The 14492-nt window shown below is 62.1% G+C and carries 11 protein-coding genes; 8 read left to right on the forward strand and 3 right to left on the reverse strand.

Going from position 1 to position 14492, the window contains the following annotated elements; genetic code table 11:
- Window positions 1-25 precede the first annotated feature (25 nt).
- From nusG to rpoC, 7 genes are all read left to right on the forward strand, one after another.
- On the forward strand, window positions 26-553 hold the full coding sequence (gene nusG / locus RPF88_RS06355; protein WP_013531409.1) for a transcription termination/antitermination protein NusG: 528 nt from the start codon (window positions 26-28) through the stop codon (window positions 551-553).
- 158 nt (window positions 554-711) lie between these two features.
- A complete protein-coding gene (gene rplK, locus RPF88_RS06360; protein WP_013531410.1) occupies window positions 712-1140 on the forward strand; it encodes a 50S ribosomal protein L11 in 429 nt (142 codons plus the stop codon).
- Between the two features lie 4 nt (window positions 1141-1144).
- Window positions 1145-1843, forward strand: a complete 699-nt coding sequence (gene rplA, locus RPF88_RS06365; protein WP_013531411.1) for a 50S ribosomal protein L1 — start codon at window positions 1145-1147, stop codon at window positions 1841-1843.
- Between the two features lie 393 nt (window positions 1844-2236).
- Window positions 2237-2755: a 50S ribosomal protein L10 gene (gene rplJ, locus RPF88_RS06370; protein ID WP_013531412.1), complete on the forward strand. Its 519-nt coding sequence runs from the start codon at window positions 2237-2239 to the stop codon at window positions 2753-2755.
- A 54-nt stretch (window positions 2756-2809) separates the two neighbouring features.
- A complete protein-coding gene (gene rplL / locus RPF88_RS06375) occupies window positions 2810-3187 on the forward strand; it encodes a 50S ribosomal protein L7/L12 (protein WP_013531413.1) in 378 nt (125 codons plus the stop codon).
- 251 nt (window positions 3188-3438) lie between these two features.
- On the forward strand, window positions 3439-7575 hold the full coding sequence (rpoB, locus tag RPF88_RS06380) for a DNA-directed RNA polymerase subunit beta (RefSeq protein ID WP_337121989.1): 4137 nt from the start codon (window positions 3439-3441) through the stop codon (window positions 7573-7575).
- 186 nt (window positions 7576-7761) lie between these two features.
- Complete coding sequence (gene rpoC / locus RPF88_RS06385) at window positions 7762-11958, forward strand: DNA-directed RNA polymerase subunit beta' (RefSeq protein ID WP_013531415.1); 4197 nt, start codon at window positions 7762-7764, stop codon at window positions 11956-11958.
- A 65-nt stretch (window positions 11959-12023) separates the two neighbouring features.
- Here rpoC and RPF88_RS06390 read toward each other — a convergent pair whose 3' ends face one another.
- Entirely contained in the window at window positions 12024-12236 is a 213-nt protein-coding gene (locus RPF88_RS06390; RefSeq protein WP_337121990.1) for a helix-turn-helix domain-containing protein, read from the reverse strand.
- A gap of 13 nt (window positions 12237-12249) precedes the next feature.
- Window positions 12250-12828, reverse strand: coding sequence for a DUF2975 domain-containing protein (locus RPF88_RS06395; RefSeq protein ID WP_063168071.1), 579 nt, complete (start codon window positions 12826-12828; stop codon window positions 12250-12252).
- A gap of 96 nt (window positions 12829-12924) precedes the next feature.
- Here RPF88_RS06395 and RPF88_RS06400 point away from each other — a divergent pair, with 96 nt between their 5' ends.
- Window positions 12925-13323 (forward strand): chlorophyllide reductase, encoded by a 399-nt coding sequence (locus RPF88_RS06400; RefSeq protein ID WP_337121992.1) that lies wholly within the window; start codon window positions 12925-12927, stop codon window positions 13321-13323.
- Window positions 13324-13423: 100 nt separating this feature from the next.
- Here the strand turns inward: RPF88_RS06400 and RPF88_RS06405 are convergent, their stop codons facing one another.
- The gene (locus tag RPF88_RS06405; RefSeq protein ID WP_337121993.1) at window positions 13424-14350 is read right to left on the reverse strand and encodes a Gfo/Idh/MocA family protein; all 927 of its coding nucleotides are present in this window, start codon (window positions 14348-14350) and stop codon (window positions 13424-13426) included.
- Window positions 14351-14492: the final 142 nt, after the last annotated feature.

The raw sequence follows: 14492 nt of genomic DNA on the forward strand, positions 1-14492 counted from the left end.
CCGGCGATTACGGAGAAGTCTTGAAATGACCGCGCGCTGGTACATCGTCCACGCCTATTCGAACTTTGAAAAGAAGGTCGCCGAGGATATCGAGAACAAGGCCAAGCAGAAGGGCCTGTCTGCCGACATCCACCAGATCGTGGTTCCGACCGAGAAGGTCGTCGAAGTTCGCCGCGGCCGCAAGGTCGATGCCGAGCGCAAGTTCTTCCCGGGCTATGTGCTGCTGAAGGCCAATCTGACCGACGCCGTGTTCTCGCTGGTCAAGAACACGCCGAAGGTCACCGGTTTCCTGGGTGACTCCAAGCCGGTGCCGATCACCGAGGCGGAAGCGCAGCGCATCCTGAACCAGGTGCAGGAAGGCGTCGAGCGGCCCAAGCCCTCGGTCACGTTCGAGATCGGCGAAGCGATCCGCGTTTCGGATGGTCCCTTCGCGTCGTTCAACGGTTTCGTCCAGGAAGTGGACGAGGAGCGGGCGCGGCTCAAGGTGGAAGTTTCGATCTTCGGGCGCGCCGTGCCTGTCGATCTGGAATTCGGGCAGGTCGAAAAGGGCTGATCCGAAATCCCTGAAGCCGGTTTGGCGATCAGGGGAGGCGGCGCGGAAGCGCGGCCTGAGAACGGTGGGAGACGAATGCGGCTTTAGCCGGCCGCATGGATCGCACCACCAGACTGCAACCGCCGGCATGACCGGCATAGACAAAGGCAGGAAAAGAGATGGCTAAGAAAATTGCAGGCCAGCTCAAGCTCCAGGTGAAAGCGGGATCGGCTACGCCGTCTCCCCCGATCGGCCCGGCGCTTGGTCAGCGTGGCATCAACATCATGGAGTTCTGCAAGGCGTTCAACGCGCAGACCCAGGAAATGGAAAAGGGATCGCCGGTTCCGGTTGTCATCACCTACTATCAGGACAAGTCCTTCACCTTCGTCATGAAGACGGCGCCGGTGAGCTACTTCCTGAAGAAGGCGGCGAACCTGACCTCTGGTTCCAAGGAGCCGGGCAAGGTCAAGGCCGGTACGGTTTCGCGTGACAAGGTCCGCGAGATTGCCACCGCGAAGATGAAAGACCTGAACGCAAACGACGTCGAAGCGGCCATGCGCATGGTCGAGGGCTCCGCCCGCTCGATGGGTCTGGAAGTGGTGGGCTAAGATCATGGCAAAGATTGCAAAGCGTGTATCGAAGACCCGCGAAGGCATCGATCCCAACAAGGCTTATGCCCTGGGTGATGCGCTGAAGCTGCTCAAGGACCGTTCCTCGGTGAAGTTCGATGAGACCATCGAAGTCGCCATGAACCTCGGCGTCGACCCGCGCCATGCCGACCAGATGGTCCGCGGCGTGGTCAACCTGCCGAACGGCACCGGCCGCTCGGTACGTGTCGCCGTGTTCGCCCGTGGCGACAAGGCCGACGAAGCGCGCGCCGCCGGCGCCGACATCGTTGGTGCCGAGGATCTGGTCGACATCGTCCAGAAGGGCACGATCGATTTCGATCGCTGCATCGCCACGCCGGACATGATGCCGCTGGTCGGCCGTCTGGGCAAGGTGCTCGGCCCGCGCGGCATGATGCCGAACCCGAAGGTCGGAACCGTCACCACCGACGTTGCCGCCGCCGTCAAGGCGTCCAAGGGCGGCGCCGTCGAGTTCCGTGTCGAGAAGGCTGGCATCGTCCATGCCGGTGTCGGCAAGGTCTCGTTCGACGTCAAGGCCCTGGAAGAGAACATCCGCGCCTTCGCCGATGCGGTGACCAAGGCAAAGCCGACTGGCGCCAAGGGCAACTACGTCAAGAAGGTGTCGGTCACCTCGACGATGGGCCCGGGCCTCAAGCTCGACGTCGCGACGCTTAACGCGTCCTGATACGAACATTTGGATCGGCCGCCAAGCGGCTGATCCGCAAGTGAATTCCGGACCTCCGACTTGTCGGCGGCCCGGTACCGGAAGCCGAAAGGTTTCCGGACATCCTGTCCGAGATTGCAGGCGGCCCAGAAGCCTTAATTCGATTTGGGCCTGCATGAGACGGGTGAAGACCGGACAACGGAGCGATTGCTCCAATGAAAGGTTCGAACCGTGTTTGCCTTTTGTCTGCGCATCGCCGGCTTGACTGTCGATGTGGCGAAAGGGGGCAGGATCCTCGAGCGTCGTTCGGGAGATCCGTTACTGGATGGCCCGGCCGACAAAAGGCAACCCGACGCCTGTCCTCGTCAATGGGATGTTCCCGTTAACAGGATTGGGGTCAACTGGAGATAGGCAGTGGACAGAGCGGAAAAACGCGAACTCGTCACGGGCCTGAACGGTGCGTTCTCGAACGCAGGTTCAGTGGTCGTGGCCCACTACGCCGGTATCACCGTCGCGCAAATGAACGACCTTCGGTCGAAAATGCGCGCTGCCGGTGGCACCGTCAAAGTCGCGAAGAACCGTCTCGCCAAAATCGCTCTTCAGGGCACGGACTCCGCATCGATCATCGAGCTGTTCAAGGGACAGACGCTGATTGCTTATTCGGAGGATCCGATTGCGGCGCCGAAGGTCGCGTCCGATTTCGCCAAGGGAAATGACAAGCTCGTCATTCTCGGCGGCGCAATGGGCACCACCTCGCTCAATGCCGACGGTGTGAAGGCACTCGCCACACTTCCGTCGCTCGATGAGCTGCGCGCCAGGCTGGTTGGTATGATCGCCACGCCGGCAACCCGGATCGCCCAGATCGTCAATGCGCCAGCGGCCTCGGTCGCGCGCGTCATTGGCGCTTACGCCCGGAAGGACGAGGCGGCATGAGGCCGTTCCTCGCTATCACAAACACACGTTCGAACCTTATGAAGGAACACAACAATGGCTGATCTCGCAAAGATCGTAGACGACCTTTCGAAGCTGACCGTCCTCGAGGCGGCCGAGCTGTCGAAGCTTCTGGAAGAAAAGTGGGGCGTTTCCGCCGCTGCTCCGGTGGCGGTTGCCGCTGCTGGCGGCGCTGCGGCCGCTGCTGCTCCGGCCGAGGAAAAGACGGAATTCGACGTCGTCCTCACCGACGCAGGCGCTCAGAAGATCAACGTCATCAAGGAAGTCCGCGCCATCACCGGTCTTGGCCTCAAGGAAGCCAAGGATCTGGTTGAAGCGGCTCCGAAGCCGGTCAAGGAAGCCGTTTCCAAGGCCGACGCTGACAAGTTCAAGGCCCAGCTGGAAGCAGCCGGCGCCAAGGTCGAACTGAAGTAAGCGTAAAAGCGGCGGGCGGCCTCGCGCCGTCCGCCACTCCCTTCGCCCGAAGGGAGAGCGCGTAACGCGAGATCTGCGAGAACCTCTTTCCTGAGGGCCGAAAACCGGCCTTCAGGAAACGGGTTTTCTCCCGTTCTAGCCGGCCGCCGACAGGCGCCGGGAAAACAGACAGAGGGTTGCCGCCAAGGTGGCCCAGTATGCAAGGCGAGCCGCGGCGAGGCTCGTCCCGAGTTTAGAGCTAAGGAGCGACGATGGCCCAGACCCAGACTTTCAATGGCCGCAGACGCGTACGCAAGTTCTTCGGAAAGATTCCGGAAGTTGCGGAGATGCCGAACCTGATCGAGGTTCAGAAGGCATCCTATGACCAGTTCCTGATGGTGGCGGAGCCCAAGGGTGGGCGTCCGGACGAGGGGCTGCAGGCCGTTTTCAAGTCGGTCTTCCCGATCTCCGATTTTTCCGGCTCCTCCATGCTGGAGTTCGTGAAGTACGAGTTCGAAGGACCGAAATTCGACGTTGACGAATGCCGTCAGCGCGACCTCACCTATGCCGCGCCGCTCAAGGTGACGCTGCGCCTCATCGTGTTCGATATCGACGAGGACACCGGCGCCAAGTCCATCAAGGACATCAAGGAGCAGGACGTCTACATGGGCGACATGCCGCTCATGACCTTGAACGGCACCTTTATCGTCAACGGCACCGAGCGCGTCATCGTTTCGCAGATGCACCGTTCGCCGGGCGTCTTCTTCGACCATGACAAGGGCAAGTCGCACTCGTCGGGCAAGCTTCTGTTTGCCGCGCGCGTCATCCCGTATCGCGGTTCGTGGCTCGACATCGAGTTCGATTCCAAGGACGTCGTGCACGCCCGCATCGATCGCCGCCGCAAGATTCCGGTGACGTCGCTGCTGATGGCGCTCGGCATGGACGGCGAAGAGATCCTGTCGACCTTCTACAACAAGATCACCTACAAGCGTGCCGGCGACCATTGGCGCATTCCGTTCAACGTCGAGCGTTTCCGCGGCCTCAAGGCTGTCGGCGACCTGGTCGATGCCGATACCGGCGAAGTCGTCGTCGAGGCTGGCAAGAAGATCACCGCACGCCAGGCACGGGCGCTTGGCGAAAAGGGTCTGAAGGCGATCAAGGCGACCGACGAGGACCTGCTCGGCAACTATCTGGCCGAGGACATCGTCAACTACGCCACCGGCGAGATCTTCCTCGAGGCCGGTGACGAGATCGACGAGAAGACGCTGAAGGTGCTGCTCGGCACCGGCGAAGAGGAGATCAAGGTTCTCGACATCGACCACGTCAATGTCGGCGCCTATATCCGCAACACGCTCAACGTCGACAAGAACGAGAGCCGCCAGGACGCGCTGTTCGACATCTATCGTGTCATGCGCCCCGGCGAGCCGCCGACGCTCGAAACCGCCGAAGCCATGTTCAACTCGCTGTTCTTCGATAGCGAGCGTTACGATCTGTCGGCCGTCGGCCGCGTCAAGATGAACATGCGCCTCGAGCTCAAGGCCGAGGACACCGTGCGCGTGCTGCGCAAGGACGACATCCTGGCCGTGGTCAGGACGCTGGTTGAACTGCGCGACGGCAAGGGCGAGATCGACGACATCGACAATCTCGGCAACCGCCGCGTGCGTTCGGTCGGCGAGCTGATGGAAAACCAGTACCGCGTCGGCCTGCTGCGCATGGAGCGCGCGATCAAGGAGCGTATGTCCTCGATCGAGATCGACACGGTGATGCCGCAGGACCTGATCAACGCCAAGCCGGCGGCTGCCGCCGTGCGCGAGTTCTTCGGTTCCTCGCAGCTGTCGCAGTTCATGGACCAGACCAACCCGCTGTCGGAGATCACCCACAAGCGCCGCCTCTCGGCGCTTGGACCGGGCGGTCTGACCCGCGAGCGCGCCGGCTTCGAAGTGCGCGACGTGCACCCGACGCATTACGGCCGCATCTGCCCGATCGAGACGCCGGAAGGCCCGAATATCGGTCTGATCAACTCGCTGGCCACCTTCGCACGCGTCAACAAGTACGGCTTCATCGAGAGCCCGTACCGCAAGATCGTCGACGGCAAGCTGACCAATGACGTCGTCTATCTCTCGGCGATGGAAGAGGCCAAGCACCACGTCGCGCAGGCCAACGCCGAACTCGACAAGAACGGTGGTTTCGTCGACGAATTCGTCATTTGCCGCAGCGCCGGCGAAGTGATGATGGCGCCGCGCGAAAACGTCGATCTGATGGACGTGTCGCCCAAGCAAATGGTGTCGGTGGCCGCGGCCCTGATCCCGTTCCTGGAAAACGACGACGCCAACCGCGCTCTGATGGGTTCGAACATGCAGCGTCAGGCCGTGCCGCTGGTGCGCGCCGAGGCGCCGTTCGTCGGCACCGGCATGGAGCCGATCGTCGCCCGTGACTCGGGCGCCGCCATCGGCGCCCGCCGCGGCGGCATCGTCGACCAGGTGGACGCGACGCGTATCGTTATCCGCGCCACCGAAGATCTCGATCCGGGCAAGTCCGGCGTCGACATCTACCGGTTGATGAAGTTCCAGCGTTCGAACCAGAACACCTGCATCAACCAGCGCCCGCTGGTTCGCATGGGCGACCGGGTCAACAAGGGCGACATCATCGCCGACGGTCCGTCGACCGAGCTCGGTGATCTGGCGCTCGGCCGCAACGTGCTGGTCGCGTTCATGCCGTGGAACGGCTACAACTACGAGGACTCGATCCTCCTGTCCGAACGCATCGTCGCCGACGACGTCTTCACCTCGATCCATATCGAGGAGTTCGAGGTCATGGCGCGCGATACCAAGCTTGGACCGGAGGAAATCACGCGCGATATCCCGAACGTCTCGGAAGAAGCGCTGAAGAACCTCGACGAAGCCGGCATCGTCTACATCGGTGCGGAAGTTCAGCCGGGCGACATCCTGGTCGGCAAGATCACGCCGAAGGGCGAAAGCCCGATGACGCCGGAAGAGAAGCTTTTGCGCGCCATCTTCGGCGAAAAGGCATCCGATGTGCGCGACACCTCGATGCGCATGCCTCCTGGCACTTTCGGCACCGTCGTCGAGGTGCGCGTCTTCAATCGCCACGGTGTGGAGAAGGACGAGCGCGCCATGGCGATCGAGCGCGAGGAGATCGAACGCCTCGCCAAGGACCGCGACGACGAGCAGGCCATTCTGGACCGTAATGTCTACGCGCGTCTTTCCGACGTGCTCGTCGGCAAGGAAGCGATCGCTGGACCGAAGGGCTTCAAGAAGGGCTCGACGCTGTCCAAGGATACGCTCGACGAGTATCCGCGTTCGCAGTGGTGGCAGTTTGCCGTGGAGAACGAAAAGCTCCAGAGCGAGCTGGAAGCGCTGCGTGGCCAGTATGACGATTCCAAGAAGGCGCTTGAACAGCGTTTCATGGACAAGGTCGAGAAGGTCCAGCGCGGCGACGAAATGCCTCCGGGCGTCATGAAGATGGTCAAGGTCTTCGTGGCCGTGAAGCGCAAGATGCAGCCCGGCGACAAGATGGCCGGCCGTCACGGCAACAAGGGTGTCGTGTCGCGGATCGTTCCGGTCGAGGACATGCCTTTCCTCGAGGACGGCACGCATGCCGATATCGTGCTCAACCCGCTGGGTGTGCCGAGCCGCATGAATGTCGGCCAGATCCTGGAAACGCATCTGGGCTGGGCTTGCGCTGGCATGGGCAGGAAGATCGGCGAGCTGATCGACACGTATAAGGCAGCCGGCGACATCAAGCCGCTGCGCAAGACGCTCGAGAGCTTCATCCCGGCCAACGACCGCAACGAGCCGGTTCGCGAATATGACGACGAGAGCATTGTTCGCCTCAGCGAGCAGATGCGCCGCGGCGTCTCGATCGCGACCCCGGTGTTCGACGGCGCGCATGAGGCTGATATCAACATCATGCTGGAGCAGGCGGGCCTGCACACCAGCGGTCAGTCGCAGCTCTATGACGGACGCACGGGCGAGCCGTTCGATCGCAAGGTGACGATGGGCTACATCTACATGCTCAAGCTTCACCATCTCGTGGACGACAAGATCCACGCGCGTTCGATCGGTCCGTACTCGCTCGTCACCCAGCAGCCGCTGGGCGGCAAGGCGCAGTTCGGTGGCCAGCGCTTCGGCGAGATGGAGGTCTGGGCGCTGGAAGCGTACGGCGCCGCCTACACGCTGCAGGAAATGCTGACGGTGAAGTCCGACGACGTCGCCGGCCGTACCAAGGTCTACGAGGCGATCGTGCGTGGCGACGACACCTTCGAGGCCGGCATCCCGGAGAGCTTCAACGTTCTCGTCAAGGAAATGCGGTCTCTCGGCCTCAACGTCGAGCTGGAGAACACCAAGCTCGACGACAACCCTGTCCGGCTGCCCGACGCGGCCGAGTAAGGCAATGGCGCGCCACGGCTGTCCGCGGCGCGCCTCGAGCATGATCCCGAAAAGTGGCTACCGGTTTTCGGACAGGATCATGCTCAACCAGGAAGAATTCGACGGCCAGTGGCCGACAAAGACGGCGGGCGTTTGGCTCGCGACTAGATGCAAGGGATCTTCGAGGATCCCGAAAAGGAGAACGGCATGAACCAAGAGGTCATGAATCTCTTCAATCCGCAGGCGCCTGCGCAGGTGTTCGATTCCATCCGGATATCGCTTGCCAGCCCTGAGAAGATTCTGTCCTGGTCTTTCGGCGAGATCAAGAAGCCGGAGACCATCAACTACCGCACCTTCAAGCCGGAGCGTGACGGTCTGTTCTGCGCGCGCATTTTTGGCCCGATCAAGGACTATGAGTGCCTGTGCGGCAAGTACAAGCGCATGAAGTACAAGGGCGTCATCTGCGAGAAGTGCGGCGTCGAAGTCACGCTGTCGCGCGTTCGCCGCGAGCGCATGGGCCATATCGAGCTGGCGGCACCGGTCGCCCATATCTGGTTCCTGAAGTCGCTGCCGTCGCGCATCGGCACGCTGCTCGACATGACCCTGAAGGACATCGAGCGCGTCCTCTACTTCGAGAACTACATCGTCACCGAACCTGGCCTCACCGCGCTGAAGGAGCACCAGCTGCTCAGCGAGGAAGAGTACATGATCGCCGTCGACGAGTATGGCGAGGATTCGTTCACCGCCATGATCGGCGCCGAGGCCATTCATGACCTCCTGGCCGGCATGGACCTGGAGAAGATCGCCGGCGACCTGCGTTCGGAACTGGCGTCGACCACCTCCGAGCTGAAGCAGAAGAAGTATCTGAAGCGGCTCAAGGTCGTCGAGAACTTCATGGAATCCGGCAATCGTCCGGAATGGATGATCATGAAGGTGGTTCCGGTGATCCCGCCGGACCTGCGTCCGCTCGTCCCGCTGGACGGCGGCCGTTTCGCCACGTCGGATCTGAACGATCTCTATCGCCGCGTCATCAACCGCAACAACCGCCTGAAGCGGCTGATCGAGCTGCGCGCCCCCGGCATCATCGTGCGCAATGAAAAGCGCATGCTGCAGGAAGCCGTCGATGCGCTGTTCGACAACGGCCGCCGCGGCCGCGTCATCACCGGCGCCAACAAGCGCCCGCTGAAGTCGCTGTCCGACATGCTCAAGGGCAAGCAGGGCCGGTTCCGTCAGAACCTGCTCGGCAAGCGCGTCGACTATTCCGGCCGCTCGGTCATCGTGACCGGTCCGGAGCTCAAGCTGCACCAGTGCGGCCTGCCCAAGAAGATGGCGCTCGAACTGTTCAAGCCCTTCATCTACGCCCGTCTCGACGCCAAGGGTTACTCCTCGACCGTCAAGCAGGCGAAGAAGCTGGTCGAAAAGGAGCGTCCGGAAGTCTGGGATATCCTCGACGAGGTCATCCGCGAGCATCCGGTGCTGCTGAACCGTGCGCCGACGCTGCACCGTCTCGGCATCCAGGCGTTCGAGCCGATCCTGATCGAAGGCAAGGCGATCCAGCTGCACCCGCTGGTCTGCACGGCCTTCAACGCCGACTTCGACGGCGACCAGATGGCCGTTCACGTGCCGCTGTCGCTGGAAGCGCAGCTTGAAGCCCGCGTGCTGATGATGTCGACCAACAACATCCTGCACCCGGCTTCCGGCGCGCCGATCATCGTGCCGTCGCAGGACATGGTTCTGGGTCTCTACTATCTCTCGATCGTCAACCAGAACGAGCCGGGCGAGGGCATGGTGTTTGCCGACATGGGCGAACTCCAGCACGCGCTCGAGACCAAGGCGGTGACGCTGCACTCCAAGATCAAGGGTCGTTTCCGCACGGTCGACGCCGAAGGCAAGGTCGTGTCGAAGATCCATGACACCACGCCTGGCCGCATGATCATCGGCGAGCTTCTGCCGAAGAACGTCAACGTGCCTTACGAGACCGCCAACCAGGAGATGACCAAGAAGAACATCTCCAAGATGATCGACACCGTCTACCGCCATTGCGGTCAGAAGGAGACGGTCATTTTCTGCGATCGCATCATGGCGCTCGGCTTCAGCCATGCCTGCCGTGCCGGCATTTCGTTCGGCAAGGACGACATGCTGATCCCGGATGCCAAGATCAAGCTGGTCTCCGACACCGAGGCTTTGGCCAAGGAATACGAGCAGCAGTACAATGACGGTCTGATCACGCAGGGCGAGAAGTACAACAAGGTCGTCGACGCCTGGGCCAAGTGCTCGGAAAAGGTCGCCGACGAGATGATGGCCCGCATCAAGGCGGTCGAGTTCGAGGACAATGGCCGTCAGAAGCCGATGAATTCGATCTACATGATGTCGCACTCCGGTGCGCGTGGCTCGCCCACCCAGATGCGTCAGCTTGCCGGCATGCGCGGCCTTATGGCCAAGCCGTCGGGTGAAATCATCGAGACGCCGATCATCTCGAACTTCAAGGAAGGCCTCACCGTGCTCGAGTACTTCAACTCGACCCACGGCGCCCGCAAGGGTCTGGCCGACACCGCCTTGAAGACGGCGAACTCGGGTTACCTCACCCGTCGTCTAGTCGACGTGGCGCAGGACTGCATCGTCAACTCCGTCGACTGCGGCACCGACAAGGGCCTCACCATGCAGCCGATCGTCGATGCCGGTCAGGTCGTTGCTTCGGTCGGCCAGCGCGTGCTGGGCCGTACGTCGCTCGACGACATCACCCATCCGGTGTCGGGCGAGATCCTGGTCAAGGCCGGAACGCTGATGGACGAGCGTGACGTGGAACAGATCGAAAAGGCCGGCGTCCAGTCGGTCCGCATCCGCTCGGCACTGACTTGCGAAGTCAGGGTTGGCGTCTGCGCGGTCTGCTACGGTCGCGATCTGGCCCGCGGCACCCCGGTCAACCAGGGCGAAGCCGTCGGCGTCATCGCGGCGCAGTCGATCGGCGAGCCGGGCACCCAGCTCACCATGCGTACCTTCCACATGGGCGGTACCGCGCAGGTGGTGGACAGCTCGTTCCTTGAAGCCTCGTATGAGGGCAAGGTCGAGATCCGCAACCGCAACGTGGTGCGCAACTCCGACGGCCAGCAGATGGTCATGGGCCGCAACATGGCGGTGCTGATCCTCGACGAAGCCGGCAAGGAGCGCGCCTCGCACCGTCTCACCTATGGTTCGCGCATCTTCGTGGACGATGGTGACAAGGTGAAGCGCGGCCAGCGTATCGCCGAGTGGGATCCCTACACGCGTCCGGTCCTCACCGAAATCGAGGGCAGGGTGTCGTACGAGGATCTGGTCGACGGCATTTCCGTTCAGGAAACGGCCGACGAGTCGACCGGCATCACCAAGCGTGAGGTCATCGACTGGCGCTCGACGCCACGTGGCAACGACCTGAAGCCGGCGATTGCGATCCAGGACGCCAAGGGCAAGGTCGGCAAGCTGTCCAAGGGCGGCGACGCCCGCTTCCTGCTCTCGGTCGAGGCCATTCTTTCGGTCGAGCCGGGTTCGCAGGTTCGCCCCGGCGACGTTTTGGCGCGTATTCCGATGGAAAGCGCCAAGACCAAGGACATCACCGGCGGTCTGCCGCGTGTTGCCGAGCTGTTCGAGGCACGTCGTCCGAAGGATCACGCCATCATCGCCGAGATCGACGGCACGATCCGCTTCGGCCGCGACTACAAGAACAAGCGTCGCATCATCATCGAGCCGCATGACTCGACGCTTGAGCCGGTCGAATACCTGATCCCGAAGGGCAAGCCGTTCCATCTCCAGGACGGCGATGTCATCGAGAAGGGCGACTACATCCTCGACGGCAACCCGGCGCCGCACGACATCCTGGCGATCAAGGGCGTGGAGGCACTTGCTTCCTACCTCGTCAACGAGATCCAGGAAGTCTACCGTCTGCAGGGCGTGTCGATCAACGACAAGCACATCGAGGTGATCGTTCGCCAGATGCTGCAGAAGGTCGAGATCACGGTGCAGGGCGACTCGACCTACATCCCGGGCGATCATGTCGACGTGATCGAACTGGAAGAGGTCAACGAGCGTCTGGTCGAGGACGGCAAGAAGCCAGCCGAAGGCCTGCCGGTGCTGCTCGGCATCACCAAGGCATCGCTGCAGACGCCGTCCTTCATCTCGGCCGCCTCCTTCCAGGAGACGACGCGAGTGCTGACGGAAGCTGCCGTTGCCGGCAAGACCGACATGCTGCAGGGCTTGAAGGAAAACGTCATCGTCGGCCGGTTGATCCCGGCCGGTACCGGCGGCACGATGAGCCAGATCCGGCGCATCGCCACCTCGCGCGACGAACTGATCATCGACGAGCGCCGCAAGGCCTCGGGTGCGGAAGTCGCCGAGCCGATGCTGGCCGACATGACCACCGCCGCGCAGTAAGCGCGGACGGCAACGATCTCAGGCAATAAGGCCGTCGGGGCAACCCGGCGGCCTATTTCTTTGTGCTATTCGGACACCCTCTCGAAGCGAAGCAGATCGCCCGGCTGACAGTCGAGATAGTCGCAGATGCGCTCCAGCGTGTCGAACCGGATACCCTTGACCTTTCCCTGCTTCAAAAGAGAAAGATTGGCCTCGGTGATGCCGACATATTCGGCCAGGTCCTTTGACTTCACGTTTCGTACGGCGAGGACGACATTGAGCCTGACCCTTATGGGCATGAGCTGATCCTCATCAGATGAATTGCGCGTTTTCTTCGGCGAGTGCCGATGCCTCGGCCATGACCCAGGTGATGACAGCGACGATGCAAGCTGCCAGCAAGGTCAGCATCGTGTCGCTGTCGAGACCGAGCGTCAGCCGGTGCTGGCCGGCAGGCGCGTCCCAGCTGAGCAGAACGGACAATGCCGCCGCCGAAACCGGTTTCAGCAAGGCGGATGCCAGCAGGCCGAGGCCAAAGTATCGCAAATTGCTGATGGCGCCCTGTCCGAAGAAGTTGCCGGACGCGAAAGCGCCGAAGCAGCGCCTTGCGGCCATGAGCGCGAAGACGAGGCAGGCAAGCGGCACGAACGAGATCGCGAACCCGACCAGTCTTCGACCGAGGCCAAGCTCGCTCAGCCATTCCTGTGGGATTTGCGCATCGGCCGCGATCGAACTGGCGGAGACGCTGAGCCAGTAGAACAGCAGACCGATGGTCAGCAATATGGCGAGGACGACAAAACACCTCGCCAGCACTAGGCTGAAAAGTCGGATGCGTCTCAATCTAAGCTGGCGGGCAGGATCGGCGGGGACAGCCGTGATGACAGGTTCAATCATCGCCGTTATCATTCCATAATAATGAATTATTGTTTTACAATAATTTATTTATGCGCAATGATGATTCTTGTCAATTCCTCATCACAGGAGAAACCTATGCCTTCGTTCAAACGCCGGATTGCCGTGGCAGCCATCGCGATTGTCGCCGCGTCCATAACGCCTTTTGCTGCCATCGCCCTCCCGTCGACAGCGACAGGCCGGATATCGGTGGGGCAGGTGATGGAAATGCTCGACAAGGCCGACACGAGCCCGGTCGCCAGGCAAACGCTGGTCGCCTATGTCGCCGGGGTTGGCGAAGCCGCCGGCGTGATCGCCGACACGATCGGCAATGGCGGCCTCGTTTCCTGCAAGAGATCTTTCAGCCTGGATACACGAGCGGTGCGCGCCGCCCTTGAAGCGGGCGCCCCTCGTCAGGGTAACTGGTCTCAGACACCGGCGACGCCACTGATCATTGCCGACATGGTCAAGCGTGCCGGTTGCAGGACCAGGAATTGAGCCTGGCGATCCGCTGGTTCTCAGTCGCGCGACAATCCTGTCGCGCGACTATTCCCAACCTGCGACCCCCGCGCGCGATCAGCGAGTGCGGTTCCAGAGCTCAATCGAAAAACGCCTCGACTACGTTGCGCTTGCCGAGCATGAAGGCGTCAGCGACATGCTGGAGCGGGGCCAGATCGACATCGGAAACGCCGGCGCGCACGATCTCGGCGAAGCGCTTGTAGAGCATCGGATATTCCGCTTCCGGCTCTTCGTGAATGACCTTGCCGTCGATGGCGAGCTTCGAGCCGCCGCCCGACAGCACCATGGCGCCCTTGTCGGTGTCGGCCAGGATGTCCCAGCTTTGCGGGCCTGTCTGCAGCCAGTCGAGGTCCATCGTCACCGGCAGGCCATTCGAGGTGCGGAAGGTGACGCGCGCGGCAACCGGGGAGGCGCGGTTTTCGGGAAAGTCGAGCACCGCCGAGGTGATGAACATGGCCGGCAGGATATAGGTGGCAATCGACAGCGCGTTGATGCCGGGATCGAAGACGCCGAAACCGCCGGGAGCCCAGATCCATTCCTGGTTCGGGTGCCAGCGGCGCACATCCTCTTTCCAGTTGATGGCGGCCGAGCGGATGCGGGCTGAACTTAGAAAAGCACGTGCGGCCTCGACGGCCGGCGCATAGCGCGAGTGCCAGCTGGCAAACAGCGAGACGCCGTTGTGCGCAGCCAATGTCTTGAGGTCTTCGACCTCGCTGACAGTAGCGCCCGGCGGCTTCTCCAGGAAGACATGCTTCTTTGCCGTCAGCGCCGTCCGCGCCGCGTCGTAGCGGAATTGCGGCGGCATGCAGAGCGAGACGGCCTCGAGCTCGGCTACGGCGTCGAGCATGGCTTCGATGGTGGGGAAATTCGGGATGTCATCCACCTTGCCGTGACGGCTGGCGGCCGCGACGAGGCGATAGTCCTGGTCTTTCGCCAGGGCCGGCAGGTGCTGGTCGCGGACGATCTTGCCGACGCCGACGATGCCTATCTTGATGGGCTGGGACACGGCCGCTCCGTCTGTTTGATGATGGTGATGGCTTCTTATCAGAACACTTGCCTCGGGCAAGCCGAAGCCGAGCAGCCAAGCTCAGCCTTCCCTTAGCGGCAGCACATTTGTCGGCTGGGAAGGCCTCGTCGCCGATTCGGTT

It is taken from the genome of Mesorhizobium sp. ISC11 (assembly GCF_037162595.1).
GTDB classification, from domain to species: domain Bacteria; phylum Pseudomonadota; class Alphaproteobacteria; order Rhizobiales; family Rhizobiaceae; genus Mesorhizobium; species Mesorhizobium ciceri.

Coding starts and splice junctions, on each gene's coding strand:
- RPF88_RS06390 (WP_337121990.1), bottom strand. CDS start 12,236: ATGCCCATAAGGGTCAGGCTCAATGTCGTCCTCGCCGTACGAAACGTG.
- rplK (WP_013531410.1), top strand. CDS start 712: ATGGCTAAGAAAATTGCAGGCCAGCTCAAGCTCCAGGTGAAAGCGGGA.
- rpoC (WP_013531415.1), top strand. CDS start 7,762: ATGAACCAAGAGGTCATGAATCTCTTCAATCCGCAGGCGCCTGCGCAG.
- RPF88_RS06400 (WP_337121992.1), top strand. CDS start 12,925: ATGCCTTCGTTCAAACGCCGGATTGCCGTGGCAGCCATCGCGATTGTC.
- rpoB (WP_337121989.1), top strand. CDS start 3,439: ATGGCCCAGACCCAGACTTTCAATGGCCGCAGACGCGTACGCAAGTTC.
- nusG (WP_013531409.1), top strand. CDS start 26: ATGACCGCGCGCTGGTACATCGTCCACGCCTATTCGAACTTTGAAAAG.
- rplA (WP_013531411.1), top strand. CDS start 1,145: ATGGCAAAGATTGCAAAGCGTGTATCGAAGACCCGCGAAGGCATCGAT.
- RPF88_RS06395 (WP_063168071.1), bottom strand. CDS start 12,828: ATGATTGAACCTGTCATCACGGCTGTCCCCGCCGATCCTGCCCGCCAG.
- rplL (WP_013531413.1), top strand. CDS start 2,810: ATGGCTGATCTCGCAAAGATCGTAGACGACCTTTCGAAGCTGACCGTC.